This is a genomic window from Variovorax sp. F042 (assembly GCF_057814215.1).
The window spans coordinates 85387-103630 of record NZ_JBVASX010000017.1; the positions used below are offsets into that span (position 1 = coordinate 85387).

Genomic DNA, 18244 nt, shown 5'->3' on the forward strand with positions numbered 1-18244 from the left:
TTCGGCGTCAGAGGTGTTCGGCCAGATAGGCGCGCAGCGCGAGCCCCTTGGAGGCCGGCACGACCCACGTGCGCGTGATCGGGTCCCACCGACCGGCGAACATCCTGTTGATGGCCGCATTCATCGAGCGGGGGTGTCCGCTGATGTGTAGCAGGGGCCTGTGCAACGAGTTGGTCGAGTCGGGTTCGATCAGTACCTTGTGGCGCGAGCGAGCACCGCTGACCTCGATTTGCCCGTCCGGCAGGGCGGTCTCGGTGGCGTAGCGCCGCTCCCTGCGTGCCGGTCGCTCAGAGGATTCGTTGGTGGTGTTCATTGCTATTTCCTTGCTGGATTGGGGCGTGGCATTGCCCCGGGTGTCGGATGGTTCGGAGGGGATTCCCGATTCCCGTTCCCGCTTCGCGGCATAGGGGGGCGGACCGGGCGGGAGCAGGTGGCTATTCCCGTCCCGGCCCGGATCCCTAGGGGGCGTGACCGGGAGGGAGTGACAGGCATTCCCGTCCCGCCCGGAACCCCTAGGGGGATGGAGCGGGAGGGAGCCTCTGCGCTCGTCAGTCGCCAGCGGCGTCGGCGTCGGCGTCTTCGAGCCTCATGAGCCGGGCGTCCTGTTCGACGATGACGCTCATGGCGATGAGGCCCTCGATGGCTTCCTTCGCCCGCAGCTTCTTGTGCTTCGGGCCAGCCTCGATCTGGTCCATGACCAGCTTGATCGCCGCCTCCGTGGTGATGCTCGGGCATTCCTCGCCGGCCTCCTGCAGTTCTGCGAGGTGGTCGGTCAGCAGGTCGAGGGCCAGGCGCTGGTTCTTGCCCATCGGGCCTCGCACCGGCCCGTCGTCGTCGCGCTCGGGCAGCTCGACTTCCTCGATGGCCACGGAGTGGACCGCACGGCCGCGGTGGTCATCCGGCAGTTCCACGCGCACCAGCGCGAAGCCCCCGCGAATGCCGTCCTCCGCGTCACGCTGCTTCGCCACGCGCCACTCGCGGTGGTCGTCGTCGTGACGGGTCACTTCGATCGCGGTGTCGATGGCGCCGTGCAGCAGGGAGTGCCCGCGCATGCCCCGCTTGGGGTCCTTGCCGGTGTGGTGCACCATCAGCACGGCGCCGCCCGTCTTCTCCTGCAGGGCTTTGGCACCGGCCACCACGGTCCCGAGATCGCGCGAGCCGTTCTCGTCGCCCCCGGGCATCGCGCAGGCCAGCGTGTCGATGACGATCAGCCCGACGCCGTCGTACGCGTCGATAAGGTTGAGCAGTTCCTTCAGGTCATCCTCCCTCAGGAAGCTGAAGTTGTCGAAGACGAACTTCGCTTGGACGCGCGGGCCGTAGCGCATCTCCGCCGCCATGACGCGCATCCGCACGCCGGCGGCGCCTTCCAGGGCGATGTACCAGACCCGCTGCTGCGAGACTTCGCGACCGAACCACGGCAGGCCCCCGGAGATGCAGCGGACCATGTCGATGACGAGCGCGGACTTGCCGGTCCCCGGGCCGCCGTAACAGACGCTCAAGCCCTGCGCGGGCAGCACGCCTTCCACGAGCCAGTCCTGAGACGGCAGCAGCCCGAACTCGGAGGTCGAGTAGGGGTAGTAGCGGTGCGGCTTCCCGGGCGGGTGGGCCGCGGCTTCCGCAAAGTCTTCTGCAGGCGGGTCGTCCTGCAGGTCGAGGCTGGGGGTGTGAAGGGGCTCGTGCTCGCTGATCTCCGGGGTGCTGGCTCCACCCAGTTCGTCGCTTCTGTCCATGGCTTCTGCCGCGATGGCGGGCGACGGCGCGAACATGGCGCGCAGGTTGGTGTTCGACTCTTGGGTGATCTCGGCCTGAGGCTGCATGAGGTTAGGCGCTTCCATTACAGAGCCTCCCCGCCGTTGTCATTGGGCAGGTACTCACCTGCGCTGGAGAGACCCCATCCGATCAGCCGCAGGTAGGCACGGGCGTCCTGCAGGAAATCGGCGAACTCGCCGCCGATACCGGCTTGACCCAGCGCAATGCCCGTAGCGTCGCTCAAGCGCTTCCAATCCTCCTCACGCGTGGAGTCCTTGTGAGGGGCGGCAGCCCGGACGCCGAAGGTCGAATCAGAAACCTGGGGTGCAAGATGGAGGTGCACATCCCACACGCGGTCGTACAGATAGTCTGCGCACAGGCTCAACGGGGAGTCCATCTCCGACGTTTCTAACGCCGCCACGACGTGCGGCAGGAGGTCCACGAGCGCCTGCATGTCCGAATGCGCGCTGGCCGGGTGATTCTGCTTGGCTAAGGTATCTTGCAGCGCGTGATCTGCAGAGGAGGCGATGTTGGTGTACCAGATCAACCCAAATTCCAGGGTGACCATATGCGAGATGCCCCATTCGCAAATCTGGTGCAGCCTGCTACTCGGGGGGAGATGCAGGCCAATAGTTTTCAACGTCTCCTGCAGGCAGTCGGCCGCCGAGGCCTCGTCGATTTGCAACGACTCAAGGGAAAGCGCTTGCCCGACGGGGCTGTTGCCCAAAAGGCGAGTCAGCCGGCGGCGCTCGTCCTGCAAGTGGTGATCGAGCCGCAGAGCGAAGCACTTGACTGGCGCGCACAGTCCGCGGGCAAGAAGACACTCCTTGGCGGCATGCTGCAGGATGTCGGCGACGCCCAATTTGAAGGCGTAGCTGGCACGGTTGGTCATGCTGCCTCCTTCGCGGCGAGCCAAGCCTCGACGGCTTCGCGATTCCACGCGGTGACGCGTTCGCTCAGCTTGATTGCGGGCGGGAAGGAGCCGTTGCGGGTCTTGCGCCAGATCGTGGCGGGGGACAGCGGCACCATCTGGCGCAGTTCCGGCAGGCGCACGTAGCGGGGGACATGCCGCGCCGACTTGGCTGCCTCGGGCGATACCAGCCGGAGCTTCGAGTTCTTCGGGTTCGGCTGAAGGGCTTCGACGGGAATGTCGAAGAGCGTAGCGAGCGCCTGCGGGCGCTGGTTCATAGCTTGTGGCATCATTGCGTACTTGGATTGCACGCAGGGTCTCGCTCTCAGGCCAATCCAAAAAGCGCCCCACGTAAAGTACATCGCGTGGGCGCGGCCATCCACCCTTTCTGAAGATCTAAGTACTACAAATCTGGCCGTTCGAGCGTCCAGCTGCATGAGCACGCCGGGCGCCGTCTTTCGAGTTATCTGTGTGGAATGGCGGTGGAAGCACCTGCTCGGAGAGATATCGCGGTGCAGGCAGAATCTCTTCGTGATTACTACGGAGATTCGGCCTTGGCAGAGAAGTACACAGACGCTTTCGCACGGTACGGCGCAAGGCTCAACAATGTGGGGTGGTCGGTATCGGCGTTCACGCCAACGGGGGACCTCGTCGTTAGCATCTGGACGACCTTGCTGGATGCCGGAGCGGAGTGTGAGACGTGGGTCTATGAGGACGTTCTGTCGGAATGGCTTGGAAACGTTCCGGGGCGCAACGAACTGCGCAAGCATCTAGAACTGGTGCAAGCGACCGGCAAGCGAATCCGGCTGATCGAGGCTGTTCCCAAGAACGCCGAGGCGGCGGCGATGGTCGGCAATGTTCCCGATGAGGCCGTCATTCCCAAGACCTTCGAGGTGAGGAGCGAGATGATCGGGACGCTGGAGGAGTTTGACGGCGACCGGTTGCGGTATTTCTTTCGAGTCGCAGATCAGCAGGCCGCACCGGAAACTGATTGAGTACTTGCAGGCGCGCTGACGATGTAAGAGCGGCTAGCTCATCCCGCGGGCTTGGATGACCCGCCTCCGGCGGCAAGCTTTGCAGCCCGGCGCGCCGCCGCTTTTTCGACGATTGCCTTCCGCGCAGAAGTTTGGTGGCGCCACGCTGCGTGGAAGGCCTCCACGAACAATCTCATTTGGAGGGATGTGACCCGCGTCGTGTCACCGGGATAGTTGATCTTTGGGCTGCGCAGATCAATCTTTCCAATTGGCGGGATGCTCGGCTGCCTCTGGCCAGTGAGGAAGACAGCATCTGCCTCGGCCGCACTGCGTGGTTCCCCAAAATCGGCGAAGTGGATGATGTTGTGGCACCCATTGCAGACTGTGGCCAACAATGCGTCGTTGCGTCCCTCCATCACATCCCGCTCGTAGCTACGATGATGGACCACGTCGCCCCGCCCGCCACAACATTGGCAAGTCTTGTTGTCGCGCTCCAGCACTCGCTTCTTGATGCGCTTCCACCGTGCCGACTTTAGGTAGTCGGGATAGTCCATCAACATCACGTCACCCTTGACACGACGACGCATTGCGGGCCCGTCTTCTGCGAGCGCGCGGAACAGGTCTGCCATTTCGGTTTCCGTCATGGGCTTCAGCACCGACGGCACCACTTTGCAGCCGTTGGCCGTGTCTTTCTGGTCAGGTGGAGGTGGCATGGATAAGCGTGCGTTAGCTGAAGCGCCATTCCAACATGGCAGGCCATTCAGCTACCTACGTCGCGGCCAGTTTTGATCTGTGGTGGTCTTGAATGCATATCATGGGCCCGCATATACCTTTCCACCAGAACCACGGAGACGAAGGATGAGCAGTTCCTATGAGTGGAAGCCCCTTGCTGAAGGCACGACCAATGAAACCAGAAGGCCCTATAAGCTGCAGGAGCATCCGGAGGGCGGGTACCGAGTCGTCACTATCCAGCGGGGCGATGCTGTTATTCACATCCCGAGTCAAGCCCCTCAACACGTTTTTCCTGCTGTTATTTCCGACGGCGATGAGATTCATGTCGAGGGTGAAACGGTCGAGGAGTTGGAGATCGAGCTACGCGCAGCGGATTTCTCCACGAACGAGGCAAAAGAAATCTGCTTGGTGATTCCGCGAATCCCCAAGTACTAGCCGAGATGGGCCGCCCAGTCGCGCATGAGTTGCCGCCGCTTTTCCAGCAGGTCGCCGCGCCGGTAAGCCGCTTCGACCTTGCTTCCTATCGCATGAGCTAGCGCCATCTCCGCGACCTCGTTCGGGTAGTCCGTCTGCTCGGCACACCAGTCCCTGAACGTCGAGCGGAACCCGTGCGGCACTGCGTCCACCTCCATCCGGCGCAGCACGGCCGTTAAGGTCATGTCGCTGAGCATCCCGCCCTTCGGCGCGGGGAACGCGAAGCCGCTGTGGCTGATCTTCAGTTGGGCTCGCAGCAGTTCCACCGCCCGCTCCGACAGCGGCACGCGATGCTCCTTCTTCGCCTTCATCCGTTCGGCCGGTACTACCCACAGTGCGCCGTCCAGGTCGAACTCGGCCCACGTCGCCCCGCGCACCTCGCCCGAGCGCGCCGCGGTCAGGATCGTGAACTCCAGCGCCCGGGCACCGACACCCTCCGCCTGTCGCAGCCGGGCCATGAACTCGCCGATCTGCCGGTAGGGCAGGGCGCGGTGGTGATCCGTCTTCGCGATCTTCCCCGGCGCCGGCAGCAGCTTGTCGAGGTGCCCCTTCCAGCGCGCCGGGTTCGGCCCCGTGCGGTAGCCCCGCGCCGTCGCCCAGTCCAGCACCGACTCGACCCGGCCACGCAGCCGCGACGCCGTCTCTGTCTTCTCCTTCCAGATCGGCTCCAGCACCTTCAACACCTGCGGTAGCTCGACGTCGCGCACCAGCAGCGAGCCGATCTCCGGCTTCGCGTAGGTGTTCAGGGTGTTCTCCCACTGCTGCCGGTGCTTCGCGTTCTTCCACGAGGCCTCGTGCGCCTCGATGTAGAGGGTCGCGGCCTTAGAGAAGGTGATGGCCGCGGCGCGCGACGCGATGAGCGCACTCCGCAGCTTCTTGCCCTCCTCGATGGGGTCCAGCCCCAGTCGCATCTGTGTCCGGGCCTCTCGGGCGAGTTCGCGCGCCTGCGCCAGTGGCACGTCGGGGTAGCCGCCCAGCCCCATGTCCCGGCGGGTGCCCCCGAACCGGGCCCGCAGGACCCAGCTACGCGAGCCGCCGGCGTTCACGTTCATGCCGAGGCCGGCCACACCGCCCACGAAGTTCATCCCGCGCCGGGTGATCCGAGACACCTCTAGCGCACCCATTTCTTTAGCCTTACCCATCTATGTCCCCATCAATGAAAACCGCCTTAGATCCAGCGAGTTTCACGAGGTTTCCGAGGAAAATATAGAGGCAGTCACGCGCGTGACTTGGCACGAGACGACGTGAGATTATCCGCCGAATTGACGCTGTCGCTGATTGACAACGGCGAGTTAGACTAGTGGGACGAGAGGGCAGTGACGCGCTGTTGCGTTCCGTACCCGATGCTGTGAGCGGCTGCCTGTGTTTTACGTCTACGCGGTCCTGGTTTTTTGGTCCGCGATTGTCGTTGGACCGCGGCGGATGTGCCGATTGACGAGCGCTATGCCTTTAGAGCGCAGTCTTTTCCAGATCCACGCACATCAAAGAAAGATCAAATGAGATTGTCAGACGAAGAGCTTGATAGTTTGCTCGCCGATCTTGAATCTGACCGAGCTGAGCGGAAGGAGACCTTTAATGGTGATGCGCCTGAGAAGGTGCGACAAGCTGTGTGTGCGTTCGCCAATGATCTGCCCGGGCACGGGCGGCAGGGGGTGGCATTCATTGGTGTTCGGGACGATGGAACACCCACAAATCTTCGAATTACCGACGAGTTGCTGCTGACCCTCGCGAGTATTCGAAGCGACGGAAATATTCAGCCAATTCCCAGCATGAGCGTGGAAAAGCGCGTCTTGCGCGGGGCGGAGGTAGCCGTCATTACTGTGTTGCCGGCGGATGCTCCGCCGGTTCGATACAAGGGGCGCACATATATACGGACCGGCCCACGCCGCGACATAGCAAATCCACAAGACGAGCGGATCCTTAACGAGCGTAGAAGGCACAAAAACCTCCCGTTCGATCTTCAGCCGGTTTCGTTCGCTACTCTCGCAGATATCAGTCGTGGCGTTTTTGAGAGCGAGTATCTCGCTGGCGCATTCTCGGCGGATGTACTGGAGGCCAATCACCGCAGCTATGAGGAGCGGCTTAGCTCCTGCCGAATGATTGAGTCGATTGAGGATGCGGTGCCCACAGTGCTAGGTAGCCTCGTGCTTAGTACGCGGACGCGAGACCTTATCCCCTGTGCGTACGTGCAATTCCTGCGTCTCGATGGGACTGAGTTGGACGCGCCGATCACCGATGAAGCCGCGATCGATGGCCGCTTGGGCGAGGTCGTAAATCGAGTTGACGAGAAGCTCAAGGCCAACATTTCAACATCGATCGATTTGCATTCTGCGAGCACTGAGCGGCGGCGCTTTGACTATCCGTTGGCTGCGTTGCAGCAATTGGTGCGGAATGCCATCATGCATCGCAGCTATGAGGGCACGAATGCCCCTATCCGCCTTACATGGTTCTCAGATCGCATAGAAATTGTCAACCCGGGTGGGCCTTATGGCATCGTCACAGTTCAAAATTTCGGTCAACCAGGGGTAACCGACTATAGAAACCCGCATTTGGCCGAGGCAATGAAGGTCTTGGGCTACGTCCAGCGGTTTGGTGTGGGTATTGCCACCGCGCGCAGGTTGCTAGCGGAGAACGGAAATCCAGCGCCTGAGTTCGATCCGCGTGATACGCATGTCCTCGTTACCGTCAGGAGATCAGCATGACAACTCCAGTCCTGACCTTCTTCAACAATAAGGGCGGTGTCGGCAAGACATCACTCGTTTACCACCTAGCGTGGATGTTCGCAGAGCAGGGTTTGCGTGTGATGGCTGTGGATCTGGATCCGCAAGCAAACTTGACGGCTGCCTTTTTAGATGAAGACCAACTCGCCGATTTGTGGCAGGACGATGCCGGCGCTTCAACAATTTTTCGAAGCGTCAAGCCGCTGCTAGATGTTGGCGACTTTGAGCCCGTCGAGTATCAAAAGATCAACCGTCGATTGGCTTTGATTCCTGGAGACCTTGGTCTGTCCGGCTTCGAGGATGAGCTTTCCGCCACGTGGACGGATGCGCTGAGCGATAAGAACAAGGCCAGACCCTTTCGGATTCTTACGGCATTCTGGCGAGCCGCTCAAGACGCGGCTTCGCGGTTTGACGCAGATCTGATTTTGTTCGACGTTGGGCCAAATTTGGGTGCCATCAATCGTGCGGCACTTTTGGCTAGCAACCATGTGGTCGTCCCGTTGGGAGCGGACCTCTTTTCCTTGCAGGGGTTGCGTAACCTCGGACCAACATTGCGTGACTGGCGTACGGGTTGGAATAGGCGCCGCGGCGATTGGCAAGCGCCAGAGTTCGATTTGCCATCGGGCGACATGACCCCTGTTGGCTACATAGCAATGCGCCATGGTGTTCGACTGACTCGCCCTGTTAAAGCGTACACGCGCTGGCTAGATCAGATACCGGCAGAATTTAGGCATAGTGTGCTCAATAGGACCTCCACAAAGGTTCCATCGATCGAAAGTGATCCATATTGCTTGGCGATGCTGAAGAACTACAACAGTTTGATGCCGCTAGCCCAGGAGGCTCGTAAGCCGATCTTCTCCTTGCGCGCGGCAGATGGAGCTATCGGTTCTCATGCCAACGCGGTAAACAAGGCTTATGGTGATTTCAAGTTACTCGGGCTGGAAATCGCGAAGAGAATTGACATCGATATTCCCGACGACGAACTGTAATTTCAACGCATGCTTGTCGGGCTGGGACGACGGCGAACGTACCGCTGGTTCTGCAGGCTCGCTTCCCATCTCTCTACGCATGTTGACGCGAGCGAATTGGATCGAATTTCTTGCGGTCAGCGTGATAGATTGCACCACACGTAACGGTGGAGATAGACATGCAGGACAACGGTGAAGAGCTTCCAGATCTCCTGGCGTTCTACGATCAGGGCGGTCGTGCGATGTGCTACCTACGCGACCAAGAGTACTTATATTTGTACACCGGGGAGCCTGTCGGCTGGTTGCACGATGGCGAGCATGTCTATTCGTTCACCGGAAAATGGCTTGGGTGGCTTCAGAATGGCTGGCTTTGGGATCGATCAGGTCGAGCCGCGCTGTTCTCTGAATTGGCTTCTGGAGGTCCCAGTCGGCCCGGTCGTCAGGCGCGCCCGGCACGAAGCGCTCGTCATGCGAGGCCTGCTCGCGCGGCCAGGGAAGCCCGACCAGGACGGCCGGCTCGGCAGATTGCATGGTCTGCACTGAGTGACGAGTCGTTCTTCACTCAATGAGTAGTCAAGAGGCCGCAGCCGCCTAGCGTCGGGTAGCGTTCCCCATCCCCCCACCCATCTGAACTAGCGTGATTGGTTGAGGTCTCGCGCGACGGTTTGATAGCGCGGCCCCGCTAAGGAATTTGAGAGTTAAGGGCGGCGTGAGTTGGCGTGACACGTCGTGGCGTATCTGTCTAGTGGTCACACTCTCCGCCAGAATTCATCTTTGGCAGTTCTTGAAAGTCCCGCGCAGTCCATGCGACGGGACTTTTTCATTGGGAGATGCGTCTTTTTAAGTCTGGCACAGTCTTGCGCGGACTGCTCCTAGCCAAGCTCCAAATGTGGCATCACTCATGGTATTTTCGAACCGATACCATGACACTCACCGTTAAAGCTGTTGATGCGGCCAAACCACGCGAGAAGGCTTACAAGCTAGCTGACGCGCACGGCCTTTACTTGTTCGTTTCGCCGACCGGGGCGAAGAGCTGGCGGGCGAACTACACCGCCGCCGGAAAGCAGAAGACGAAGACCTATGGCCTCTACCCTGCTGTGAGCCTGGCAGACGCGCGCAAAGGGCACGCCGCGGCTCGTGGGGGATGCCTGCCATGGTGGTGGTTGCAGCGCCGACCTTCGAGACAGTGGCACGTGACTGGCTCAAAGCGAAGCTGCCGACGCTCTCCAACGGCAAGCATCAGATACAGGTGGAGAACACGCTAGAGCGGTATGCGTTTCCGTTGCTCGGCTCCCGGCCTATCAATGACATACCGCGGTCGGAGCTGGTCACGGTGGTGCGGGCTGCGAAAGCCGGCGGGAAGATCGAAACCGGGCATCGGGTGGCGAGTCGCATCTCGGCGGTCTTCGACTTTGCGCAGGACGCCGGCCTTCTTCAGCAGCACGGTGCGGCCGGTCTTGCGCGCGTGCTCATCGCGCGCAAGACGAAGAAGCCGATGGCTAGTATCCCGGCAGAAGAGGCCGGAGCGCGCCGAGCAGGTTCGCGGTATCCCATGGATGTGTTGACGGCGATGCGAGGCTCATCCGCGAGCTCGTGCCATTCCTTTGGCGGCAGCGCCGCTCCAGTGTCCGGATCGCATCGTTGTAGTTGAATTCGATGCGTGGCCGACAATGGACGCCAGAACCTAAGAAGATGATTTGAGCTGACTGGCGAACTCGAGAAGCAACTTTCGCTGCTTCGTGCTCAGCTGGCCAAACCAGAGGATTAGCTTGGCCAGTTCGTCGTCTGCTGCATAGAAATAGGCAACCGGTACGCCAAGTTCGTCCGCAAGTCGGTTTGCGAACGAAGCGTTCGGCTCGTGGATACCACTCTCGTAGCGAGAGATGCGTGCGCTCGCCGTACCTTCATCTAGTCCCGCTTTTACGCCCAGCTTGTCTTGAGGAAGCCCGGCAGCCAATCTGGCAAGTCGCAGGCGAGCGCCAAAGACGGAGCGAGGAGAGGTAGGGCTGGATGACACTCTACGATACTCGTAATGTCTGCTTTACCTGTCTCTACGTTTAACGTAGAATTGAATTAGGCAACTTCGCCTTGCGACAGGTTGTTTAACGTGCCCAATCGAGCGACTGCGTCTCCCTTCCCCAGCGCCCGACCCTTACGACTGCCGGCCTCGGTGACGCGTGTCCGATCGAGGCAACCTGCACCTGTCGTGCGCAGCCTGTCCGCGGCGCGCATCGGCGCGCAGGTGAGGGCGCTTCGCATGGCGGCTGATTTGTCCGCCGGTGCGCTGGCACAGGCCTCGGGGATTTCCCCCTCAATGCTCTCGCGCATCGAGCGAGGTCTGGTGTCGCCTTCGGTGGAGACCCTGGAGCGCCTCGCGCAAGGGCTGCATGTGCCGACCTCGCGCTTCTTCGGGGACCAGGCGCGCCGCGCGGACTTCTGCCATGTGCGCGCGGGGCGCGGTGTCCTTGTCGACCGCATCGGTGCCGTTGCCGACTACCGCTACGAGCTGCTGGGTCACCTGCTGTCGGGCAACCTGTTCGTCGAGCCCTACCTGGTCACGCTGCTGCCCGGCGCCGATCCCTACGTGACCTTCCAGCATCCGGGCCTGAAGTTCCTGTACTTCCTGTCCGGGGAGGTCACCTACCGCTACGGCGGCAAGACGGTTGCCGTGAGGGCAGGGGATTCGCTGCTGTTCGATGCGACGGCGCTGCATGGGATCGAGGCGATCCAGGTCCAGCCGGTGTCGTACCTGTCGGTGGTGTTCACGCTGCGCGAGTAGGCGGGCTGCGGGCTGTTTTCGCTGCGCGGAGGGCGCCGGGCGGTCGGAAGGCGGTGCACGCATTGTTCGGTTCTTCTGTGCAGTGCAGGCCGTGCGCGACATCTGCTTGCGGGGCCGCCTCCTGACCGACGCATCGCGCGTTGGGCACCGATGTCTAGGGCCAGGGCTGCACCACCGTCCTCACCCGGTCCTCGCGTTGCTCGGCTGCGGCTTCCGGGCGGTCCCTGGACATCGGTCCGTTCGCGCGCGGACCCTGCGTCGAGGCGGCTCCGAAAGCAGACGAGATGTTCACGCGCCGCGGCACGCCCGCAGAAAGGACGCGCCATGCATGCCACGCCTTCATCGTCGTCGTCATCCTCATCGATCTCGCAGTCGCACCAGGCGGATGGCCGGACTGCCGCGGGCGTTCCCCCCGTGCCCCCCGAGGGCTCACCGCCAGCAGGCATGCACGAAGGCGAAGAGCCATCCCCGGGGGCCTGTGCCGGCGGGGCGGGCGCACCGACGTGCGGCAGGCCGTCACCGACCGGATCGCCGCGATGCTCGCGCAGGGCGAGCCCGTGTTCCGGGAGCGGTGGACGCGCGCGGCGGCGCGCGGGATGCCGCGCAACGGCGTACGGGCGTGCCGTACCGCGGGGTCAATGTGCTGAGCAACATGGACACGTAGAGATATCCCAGACCGTCGGGGATGTGCACCAGCGCTCTTCAGGCCATGGCGAATAGGAAGCGAAGCTACCTCGTGGGCTTCAAGGCATCGAGATACGTATCGAGCGCAGCGTTGAATTTCTGCGACGCTTCAAGCGCCTGCAGGTGTGCGGCGCCCCGGGCGGACGGCGGACCGAGCCGCCGGGAGCCGCGCTGGTTCGCGCCGGGCGATGTGGGCAGCCAACTGTTCCACGGTTCCCTTGGCGCAGCCATCGGCCTCGATGCGCCGATGCAGGTATTGGCGCGATGCGCCAATAGAGTTCGATCACCTCGGCATTGGCGGCCCTGGCACTTCGCAGGACAGGCGCACGAGAGCTTCGCGGTCCTGTTCCTCGATGCGCGCCACACGCTGCTGGCCTTCGAGGATCTGTTTCGCGGCACGCTGACGCAAACGGGCGTCTACTCCTCTCGATGCAGGACCAGGTCGGCGTCTTGATCAGCCAGCTGGATGCGCTCGTCGTACGCTCACTCCCTGAGCATTCGTTCGCTCGGGTTCCAGTCGTTCAGACTGATCCAGTCTTCCATGGGGATCGCATTCTCGCTTGCAGTGCGCGAAGAGATGGGCGCCCGCTCCAGGGCATCGCTTGCGGTGTGGCAGGGTTTGCCTGGATCTTCAGGCGCTATGGGCCAGCTACGGTGGCCGGGCCGTGCGCGAGGTCAAGCAGCTTCTCTTCTCTGAACACAACTCGCCGCATGCTGGCGCCAGCGTTTTCTGCTCGAGTCACTCCGCAAATGCCGCGTGCTGCCGCAGACGCACGGGACTGCCACAGCGAACAGTCGGGCAGATGTGCGGTCGAATGCACACGCATTCCCGACCTGTCCTTCGAGGGCGACACCGGTCGCTGTACGTTATCGCTCGATGAAGTCAGCCACGGTATCGGCAGCCGTGAGCCTTGAATCGGCGTACTTGGTCGCGATGATCAGGCCGTACTGGGCCAGGTACACGTTCGTGAACTTCGACTCGCCACCCGACTCGTGCGTCGCGTTGCAAGCGAGCCATACTGCGTTGCCCCGAATCTTCGGATGGACTTCCGACGCTGCACCGAGCTTCTCGGTCGTGCAGGTGACCTTCGACCAGCGGAAGTTGAACTCCTGAAGGGGGAAGGCATTGCCGTAGTCGACAGAGAACTTGCTTCCCGGTATCAGCTTCGCAGGATCCAGCTTGAAGGGCTTCACTTCCTTGACGACGGAGTCAAACGTTGTGACCTTCGACCCGGTGTTTGCATTCTCCTTCTTGAGACTGAGGACACCCAGGAAGGTCAACTCGAAAGAGCGATTGACGAGGAATCCGTTGTTCTCGAGTGTTCGGACATGCTGAAAGAAGCCATTGCCCAGGGGCCTGTACGTGGCTTGTGGCGCCGTGACCGAATCCTCGGTCGCTCCGATGCTGCGATAACGGTGGTCGAACTTGAATGTGATCTCCTTGAAATTGGTGGGGCCGGAGGCGCCCACTGCCTTCAAGGTTTCGACGTAGGCGGGGCGAAGCGCCTGCAATGTGTAGTTCTTGGCCAGGAATGCATCGGGATTCGCATTCGCCTCTTTCACATCGGTTGGCGGCGTCCCGCAACCGACCAGGCTCAAAACGGCGGCAATGGATACAACCTTCAACGACATACTGGCCGTCGTGTGCGCTGTCTTCTTATTCGGGAATCCCACAACCACTTTCCTCCATTGAATGTTAAGAAATGCATCTTAACGACGAAAAGGCAATTGCCTGCTCCTGGGCCGCGTCGACTTGGTGTCGCATTGGCGCGGCGATGAGACTCAAGCTGCAAGGTCCCATGCAGGCAGGGGGAGAAGCCCTGGATGATCCGCGTCCTGGCGTGAACCATGAGCAGGTCGAAGCGCATTTCGCCAGGCGTCGTGCGGCCGCGCTGCTCAAGGTGGGGAAGGGGGGCGCGTGAGACTGGAATGGTCGCCGCTGGCGATGGACGACCGCGAGCGGATCTTCGATTCATCGAGAAGGATGATCCATGCGCGGCGATTTCGGTGGACGAGCACCATTGCTGCGCCAGTGCTGGTGTTGCTGCGGTTTTCAGAGGGTGGGGCGTCTAGGGCGAATCGAAGGAACACGAGAACTTGTGGCTCGTCGCAAGCCGTGCATCGTGGCATCTCGGGGCGACAAGGATGGTGTTCGCATCCTGCGGGTTCTTCACAGCGCGCTGTTGTGGCTTGGCGGCTTGGCAGATCTGTCATGAAGGTGCGCCGTACGCAGATTTCATGGCCGACGGCGCGAAACATCAGGTGACTGCAGTTGCCGGTGCCGGCGACCTTGCCTAGCCCGGCAGCGCCTGGGTGATGCCGTGCTCGTAGGGCCCGCGGCCCGCACAAACGCCCGGCTGCGGGTGTTGTGCGCCGATCGGATGGAGATCTTGCCGGCGACGCGTCAGGACGAGGTCGCCTTCACTTTCATCGCGGCGCGCAAGATGCCCGCGTTCGAAAGGGCCGTGGCTCCCCGGTCGGACTGGGGCCGTCGATGCGCGCAAGGCCCGGTAAGCGCCGATGCGCTCGCGGCGAACGCTGGCCGCCGCTGCTGATCGTCGGCGCTGAGAGTGCGGCAGCTCATGATCCGAGGCATACAGGCATCTTCATGCCGATCGGCCGCGTGGACATGGAGCGCAAGGCGCGCGGCGCTTGCCCGGTCCTCGCGTGGGCGGCCTCGCGGCTTGCAGCGGTTTGAGCGCCACGCAATGCCGATGGGCCTGGCGCTTGGCGCCCGGGTCTCTCGGCGATGCGCGGCAGGTGCATGCGATGCAAGCGTTGCCAGGCACGCCTGGTGACCGGATCATCGCGCCTTCCTTCCCTGCCGCGCGCCGGATGTTCCGCGCGTTTCACACCACCTCTTTCTCTCTCGTGTTGCCCCGATCATGAAAATTCCTGTCGGATGCGCCGTCATGATTACCATGCTCTCCATGAGTATCTGCACCGCCGGTGCCCGCATCGGCTACTTGGGGCCGGCAGGCAGCTGGACCCATCAGGCCTGCATGGAACTTTTCGGCGACTCGGAGCTGGTCGCGCTTGATCGGGAGGCACTCTTCCAGGCCCTGCGCGCAAAGACCGTCGCCAGGGCATGCGTGCCCGTCACGACGTCGGTGGTCGGGGCCACGCCCTACCTGGACGACGTACTCGCGTTCGAGGACGTGCACGTGGTGGCCGAATACACGAAGGTGCTGGGCTACAGCCTGCTGGCCAAGCCCGGCGTTCGAAGGAAGGACATCCGCACGGTCATCGCGCATCCCGTGGCGCTGGAGGAGGTGAAGCCTTGGCTCGACCTGGAGATGCCCGAGGTCGAGCGTAGGGCCGCCGCCAGCGCGGGCGCCGCGGCGAAGCTGGTGGCGCAAGGGTCGGGGTCGGACACGGCGGCCATGGGGCCGCCCAGCGCGGCCCGGCTCTACGGTCTGACGCCGATCGTCAACGGCATTGAGGAAGGGCCTCACAACACCACGCGATGGTGGGTGCTGGGGCACGCGATGCCCGCGCCGGGCTGCAACGACAAGACCAGCTTGCTGCTGACGATCGACGAAGCCGGCTTCCAGCGTTCGCTGCAGGCGCTGACGGGCTCGGCCCGGGTGCTCGCCATCTACGAGCGCCCGGGCAAGAGATCCCTGGAGGGACACCGGTATGTCATCGATGTCGTGGGCCATGCCTCGCAGCCGGAGATCGCCAGGCTGCTGGCGGAGCACGGGGAGTTCCGGCTTCTCGGCTCCTATCCCCGAAGATACTGAACATGGGCCGCGCGTTTGCGTACAACGGGATGGATCAGACCTGCAGGGCTTCAAGACAGACGGTGTTCGCCTGAAACAGGATGGTTCAGGGCGGCCCCAAGATAGCGGATCAGCGCGGCGACGTAGTCGGTGCGCGTGTGTGCCACATCCACCACGTCCACGAAATCTGGATGCCGGAAATAGACGATCAGGTAGGGGTGGCGGGACAGTCTCCATGAGTGCAGGCCGGGCATCCCCAGTTCGACCTCAAGACGTGGCGAACCGGCATCGGGATTTCGCTTGATGAGTTCTTGAACCGCGGGGTGCTTGTGGCCCACGGTCGTCGGCCAGCCGGTGCAATAATGCATTGCAACACCGCCCCTGGACTGGTGGCTGGCGAACAGGGCTGCGCCGAAGTTGGGGCCCATGTTTCGCCCATTGGAGCAGGTCGCTGCGAGCGCCTGCGCCCGTTCCAGGCTGAAGTTCGCAATATCGCGTGCATCCTCTGGTGGAGGCGCCAGGTGTCATAGCCGCAGTTGGCCGCGAGCTTCGGGCTGGTGCACTTGCGGTTTGCCCCCCGCTAGCAGAACGCTGGCTCCCAATTCGGGATATGCGCAACTGCTTTGGTTGCCGCCGCTGCCAGCCAGTTGCTGGGCTCTTTGAAAGGCGGCTAGCGCGGCCGCCACCGTTGTGCCTTGTGCGTCATGTTGGTCAAAGATCGCCAGCGCTGCAGCCGTGGTGCCGCCCTTCGAGGTCACGCGTTCGCGCAGGACGTTCAGGGCCTCGTCCGACTCAAGCGCCTGGCGCACTGCTCCTTCCGCGGTCAGCAATGCCATGCGCTTGGCCTGGGCAGGCTCGAAGCCCAGCTGCACCGCCGCCGCCTGCAATCCTTCCAAGAAGTGGAAGACGTAGGCCGGGCCGCTGCCGCTCACGGCGGTGACGGCGTCCATGGCCTCGTCGCCTGACACCCAGAAGAACGCGCCGATTCCTCCAACGATCCGTTCGACCAGCGTCCTGTCCGAGGCCGTCACTTCCGCCGCGGCGGCAAACAAGCCCGTGACACCCGAATTCACGATGGCCGCGGTGTTGGGCATCGCGCGCACCACGCGCGTCGATTCCAGCCACGCGCAAAGGCTCGCGGTGTTTACGCCAGCCGCAATGCTGATGTGGAGTGCGGCTTTCAGCCGACCCGCAGCGCCACCTACAACGCCTCGCAGGACTTGCGGCTTCACGGCCCAGAGCACCACGGCATGCGGACCGACCGGTTCGTCTGGCAGCTGCTGGAGGACGTGAACGCCAAGGCTTTGCCGCAGGTGCGCGGCCTGCGCTTCGTTCGGTTCGACGATCGAAATATCGGTCGCGGGCCATCGGCCGGCCAAGAGCCCCCGGACCATCGCGGTCGCCATGTGTCCGCCGCCGATGAAGATGATGAGTGTGTGCATTCGAGGTCTTTCAAGGTCGATCCTTGATCCTCGGCGGCCCGTGCCGGAATTAATCACCAAAAGACGACATGCATGCCGAGTTAAGCGCCATTGGGCTACGCGAAGTGCCCGCAGCCCAAAGCGGGCGCTTGGCAACCGGACTGGGCACGTCCGTCAAGCCTGAACGGCTTTTTTCACGAATCGGACGCCCAGTCTGCGATCTTTTCCTGGCGCAGAACTTGCCTAATGATCGAAAACCCGATTGTCGATTGTTCGACAATCATTTAAAAATCCAGCTTCCTTCTCTTGAGATCCCAGCATGAGCGATCCGATCATCCGTATCACCGGCTTGCACAAGCGCTTCGGTGACAACCATGTCCTGCGCGGCATCGACCTCGACGTCCAGAAGGGCGACAAGATCGCGATCCTCGGCTCCAGCGGCTCCGGCAAGAGCACGCTGCTGCGCTGCCTGAACTTCATGGAGATGCCCAGCGCCGGCCGTATCGAGCTGGGCGGCAAGACGATAGGCAAGCCCGCCCGGTCGTCGACCCAGGCCGACCTGCAGATGAGCTACGCCGCCGGCGAACTCCCCGAAGTCCGCAAGCGGGTTGGCATGGTGTTCCAGCAGTTCAACCTGTTTCCGCACATGAGCGTTCTGGCGAACGTCATGGAAGGCCTGATCACGGTCCTTCGGATGCCCGCAGACGAAGCCAGGGCGCGCTCCATGGCTCAACTCGAAAAGGTCGGCATGGCGCACAAGGCCGATGCCTATCCGGGGCGGCTCTCCGGCGGCCAGCAGCAACGCGTGGCCATTGCCCGCGCCCTGGCAATGGACCCCGAAGTCCTGCTCTTCGATGAACCCACCTCTTCGCTGGACCCTGAACTCGTCGGCGAGGTGCTCAACGTGATTCGCGATCTGGCGCAGGAAGGCCGAACCATGCTGCTCGTCACCCACGAGCTCGGCTTTGCCTATCACTACGCAAACCGGGTCCTGTTCCTGGCTGATGGCCAGTTCTACGAAACCGGCACTCCCGACGAGGTGCTGAAGCACCCGCAACGGGAGCGCACGCAACGCTTTCTGGAGCGCTTCACAGCCTTCAACTTCTGAGCA

At 62.4% G+C, this 18244-nt stretch carries 21 protein-coding genes and 1 pseudogene; 12 read left to right on the top strand and 10 right to left on the bottom strand.

The features are described from left to right. Positions 1–7: 7 nt before the first annotated feature. The 4 genes from ACZYSP_RS32000 to ACZYSP_RS32015 form a co-directional block, all read right to left on the bottom strand. Positions 8–313, bottom strand: coding sequence for a hypothetical protein (locus tag ACZYSP_RS32000; RefSeq protein ID WP_489018519.1), 306 nt, complete (start codon positions 311–313; stop codon positions 8–10). 235 nt (positions 314–548) lie between these two features. Further along, a complete protein-coding gene (locus ACZYSP_RS32005; protein WP_489018521.1) occupies positions 549–1817 on the bottom strand; it encodes an AAA family ATPase in 1269 nt (422 codons plus the stop codon). A gap of 17 nt (positions 1818–1834) precedes the next feature. Further along, positions 1835–2641, bottom strand: coding sequence for a hypothetical protein (locus tag ACZYSP_RS32010; RefSeq protein WP_489018523.1), 807 nt, complete (start codon positions 2639–2641; stop codon positions 1835–1837). Then, entirely contained in the window at positions 2638–2937 is a 300-nt protein-coding gene (locus ACZYSP_RS32015; protein ID WP_489018525.1) for a helix-turn-helix transcriptional regulator, read from the bottom strand. The genes ACZYSP_RS32010 and ACZYSP_RS32015 overlap by 4 nt, the downstream gene beginning before the upstream one ends. Before the next feature lie 276 nt (positions 2938–3213). Here ACZYSP_RS32015 and ACZYSP_RS32020 point away from each other — a divergent pair, with 276 nt between their 5' ends. Further along, positions 3214–3654, top strand: a complete 441-nt coding sequence (locus ACZYSP_RS32020; protein WP_489018527.1) for a hypothetical protein — start codon at positions 3214–3216, stop codon at positions 3652–3654. Between the two features lie 38 nt (positions 3655–3692). Here ACZYSP_RS32020 and ACZYSP_RS32025 read toward each other — a convergent pair whose 3' ends face one another. Further along, the gene (locus ACZYSP_RS32025; RefSeq protein WP_489018529.1) at positions 3693–4346 is read right to left on the bottom strand and encodes an HNH endonuclease; all 654 of its coding nucleotides are present in this window, start codon (positions 4344–4346) and stop codon (positions 3693–3695) included. 145 nt (positions 4347–4491) lie between these two features. Here ACZYSP_RS32025 and ACZYSP_RS32030 point away from each other — a divergent pair, with 145 nt between their 5' ends. Further along, positions 4492–4800 carry a hypothetical protein gene (locus tag ACZYSP_RS32030; RefSeq protein WP_489018531.1) on the top strand — a complete coding sequence of 103 codons (309 nt, stop codon included), beginning with the start codon at positions 4492–4494 and terminating at the stop codon, positions 4798–4800. On the opposite strand, the gene ACZYSP_RS32035 is transcribed toward ACZYSP_RS32030, so the two are convergent. Then, on the bottom strand, positions 4797–5963 hold the full coding sequence (locus tag ACZYSP_RS32035) for a tyrosine-type recombinase/integrase (RefSeq protein WP_489018533.1): 1167 nt from the start codon (positions 5961–5963) through the stop codon (positions 4797–4799). The genes ACZYSP_RS32030 and ACZYSP_RS32035 overlap by 4 nt on opposite strands. 372 nt (positions 5964–6335) lie before the next feature. Between ACZYSP_RS32035 and ACZYSP_RS32040 the strand changes: the two genes are divergently transcribed. The 5 genes from ACZYSP_RS32040 to ACZYSP_RS32060 all read left to right on the top strand — a co-directional run bounded on the left by ACZYSP_RS32040 (position 6336) and on the right by ACZYSP_RS32060 (position 10178). Continuing rightward, on the top strand, positions 6336–7541 hold the full coding sequence (locus ACZYSP_RS32040; RefSeq protein ID WP_489018535.1) for an ATP-binding protein: 1206 nt from the start codon (positions 6336–6338) through the stop codon (positions 7539–7541). After that, positions 7538–8548, top strand: a complete 1011-nt coding sequence (locus tag ACZYSP_RS32045) for a ParA family protein (RefSeq protein ID WP_489018537.1) — start codon at positions 7538–7540, stop codon at positions 8546–8548. Before ACZYSP_RS32040 ends, ACZYSP_RS32045 begins: the two co-directional genes overlap by 4 nt. A gap of 221 nt (positions 8549–8769) precedes the next feature. Continuing rightward, positions 8770–9096: a 4-fold beta flower protein gene (locus ACZYSP_RS32050; RefSeq protein WP_489018604.1), complete on the top strand. Its 327-nt coding sequence runs from the start codon at positions 8770–8772 to the stop codon at positions 9094–9096. A gap of 354 nt (positions 9097–9450) precedes the next feature. Then, a complete protein-coding gene (locus tag ACZYSP_RS32055) occupies positions 9451–9792 on the top strand; it encodes an Arm DNA-binding domain-containing protein (protein WP_354338077.1) in 342 nt (113 codons plus the stop codon). After that, positions 9681–10178, top strand: coding sequence for a tyrosine-type recombinase/integrase (locus tag ACZYSP_RS32060; RefSeq protein ID WP_354338079.1), 498 nt, complete (start codon positions 9681–9683; stop codon positions 10176–10178). The genes ACZYSP_RS32055 and ACZYSP_RS32060 overlap by 112 nt, the downstream gene beginning before the upstream one ends. A 33-nt stretch (positions 10179–10211) precedes the next feature. Here ACZYSP_RS32060 and ACZYSP_RS32065 read toward each other — a convergent pair whose 3' ends face one another. Beyond that, positions 10212–10544, bottom strand: coding sequence for a helix-turn-helix domain-containing protein (locus ACZYSP_RS32065; protein WP_354338081.1), 333 nt, complete (start codon positions 10542–10544; stop codon positions 10212–10214). Between the two features lie 189 nt (positions 10545–10733). Here ACZYSP_RS32065 and ACZYSP_RS32070 point away from each other — a divergent pair, with 189 nt between their 5' ends. After that, complete coding sequence (locus tag ACZYSP_RS32070; RefSeq protein ID WP_354338082.1) at positions 10734–11306, top strand: helix-turn-helix domain-containing protein; 573 nt, start codon at positions 10734–10736, stop codon at positions 11304–11306. Positions 11307–12297: 991 nt separating this feature from the next. Beyond that, positions 12298–12411: pseudogene (locus ACZYSP_RS32075) on the top strand (JAB domain-containing protein); the annotation flags it as partial. 446 nt (positions 12412–12857) lie between these two features. Here ACZYSP_RS32075 and ACZYSP_RS32080 read toward each other — a convergent pair. Continuing rightward, positions 12858–13622: a hypothetical protein gene (locus ACZYSP_RS32080; RefSeq protein WP_489018541.1), complete on the bottom strand. Its 765-nt coding sequence runs from the start codon at positions 13620–13622 to the stop codon at positions 12858–12860. Positions 13623–13693: 71 nt separating this feature from the next. Between ACZYSP_RS32080 and ACZYSP_RS32085 the strand changes: the two genes are divergently transcribed. Both ACZYSP_RS32085 and ACZYSP_RS32090 read left to right on the top strand, forming a co-directional pair. Next, complete coding sequence (locus ACZYSP_RS32085; RefSeq protein ID WP_354338085.1) at positions 13694–13912, top strand: hypothetical protein; 219 nt, start codon at positions 13694–13696, stop codon at positions 13910–13912. Between the two features lie 990 nt (positions 13913–14902). Beyond that, complete coding sequence (locus tag ACZYSP_RS32090) at positions 14903–15733, top strand: prephenate dehydratase (RefSeq protein ID WP_354338086.1); 831 nt, start codon at positions 14903–14905, stop codon at positions 15731–15733. Between the two features lie 50 nt (positions 15734–15783). On the opposite strand, the gene ACZYSP_RS32095 is transcribed toward ACZYSP_RS32090, so the two are convergent. Beyond that, on the bottom strand, positions 15784–16140 hold the full coding sequence (locus ACZYSP_RS32095; RefSeq protein WP_354338087.1) for a type II toxin-antitoxin system RelE/ParE family toxin: 357 nt from the start codon (positions 16138–16140) through the stop codon (positions 15784–15786). A gap of 96 nt (positions 16141–16236) precedes the next feature. Next, a complete protein-coding gene (gene proC, locus ACZYSP_RS32100) occupies positions 16237–17154 on the bottom strand; it encodes a pyrroline-5-carboxylate reductase (RefSeq protein ID WP_354338089.1) in 918 nt (305 codons plus the stop codon). Positions 17155–17452: 298 nt separating this feature from the next. Here proC and ACZYSP_RS32105 point away from each other — a divergent pair, with 298 nt between their 5' ends. Further along, the gene (locus tag ACZYSP_RS32105) at positions 17453–18241 is read left to right on the top strand and encodes an amino acid ABC transporter ATP-binding protein (protein ID WP_354338091.1); all 789 of its coding nucleotides are present in this window, start codon (positions 17453–17455) and stop codon (positions 18239–18241) included. Positions 18242–18244: the final 3 nt, after the last annotated feature.

Bases quoted from the DNA above. Each gene is read 5' to 3' on its own strand.
- ACZYSP_RS32055 (WP_354338077.1), top strand. From the start codon at position 9,451: ATGACACTCACCGTTAAAGCTGTTGATGCGGCCAAACCACGCGAGAAG.
- ACZYSP_RS32045 (WP_489018537.1), top strand. From the start codon at position 7,538: ATGACAACTCCAGTCCTGACCTTCTTCAACAATAAGGGCGGTGTCGGC.
- ACZYSP_RS32000 (WP_489018519.1), bottom strand. From the start codon at position 313: ATGAACACCACCAACGAATCCTCTGAGCGACCGGCACGCAGGGAGCGG.
- ACZYSP_RS32090 (WP_354338086.1), top strand. From the start codon at position 14,903: ATGATTACCATGCTCTCCATGAGTATCTGCACCGCCGGTGCCCGCATC.
- ACZYSP_RS32085 (WP_354338085.1), top strand. From the start codon at position 13,694: ATGCATCTTAACGACGAAAAGGCAATTGCCTGCTCCTGGGCCGCGTCG.
- ACZYSP_RS32080 (WP_489018541.1), bottom strand. From the start codon at position 13,622: ATGTCGTTGAAGGTTGTATCCATTGCCGCCGTTTTGAGCCTGGTCGGT.
- ACZYSP_RS32035 (WP_489018533.1), bottom strand. From the start codon at position 5,963: ATGGGTGCGCTAGAGGTGTCTCGGATCACCCGGCGCGGGATGAACTTC.
- ACZYSP_RS32050 (WP_489018604.1), top strand. From the start codon at position 8,770: ATGTGCTACCTACGCGACCAAGAGTACTTATATTTGTACACCGGGGAG.
- ACZYSP_RS32025 (WP_489018529.1), bottom strand. From the start codon at position 4,346: ATGCCACCTCCACCTGACCAGAAAGACACGGCCAACGGCTGCAAAGTG.
- ACZYSP_RS32060 (WP_354338079.1), top strand. From the start codon at position 9,681: ATGGTGGTGGTTGCAGCGCCGACCTTCGAGACAGTGGCACGTGACTGG.
- ACZYSP_RS32105 (WP_354338091.1), top strand. From the start codon at position 17,453: ATGAGCGATCCGATCATCCGTATCACCGGCTTGCACAAGCGCTTCGGT.
- ACZYSP_RS32040 (WP_489018535.1), top strand. From the start codon at position 6,336: ATGAGATTGTCAGACGAAGAGCTTGATAGTTTGCTCGCCGATCTTGAA.
- proC (WP_354338089.1), bottom strand. From the start codon at position 17,154: ATGCACACACTCATCATCTTCATCGGCGGCGGACACATGGCGACCGCG.
- ACZYSP_RS32005 (WP_489018521.1), bottom strand. From the start codon at position 1,817: ATGCAGCCTCAGGCCGAGATCACCCAAGAGTCGAACACCAACCTGCGC.
- ACZYSP_RS32030 (WP_489018531.1), top strand. From the start codon at position 4,492: ATGAGCAGTTCCTATGAGTGGAAGCCCCTTGCTGAAGGCACGACCAAT.
- ACZYSP_RS32015 (WP_489018525.1), bottom strand. From the start codon at position 2,937: ATGAACCAGCGCCCGCAGGCGCTCGCTACGCTCTTCGACATTCCCGTC.
- ACZYSP_RS32010 (WP_489018523.1), bottom strand. From the start codon at position 2,641: ATGACCAACCGTGCCAGCTACGCCTTCAAATTGGGCGTCGCCGACATC.
- ACZYSP_RS32095 (WP_354338087.1), bottom strand. From the start codon at position 16,140: ATGGGCCCCAACTTCGGCGCAGCCCTGTTCGCCAGCCACCAGTCCAGG.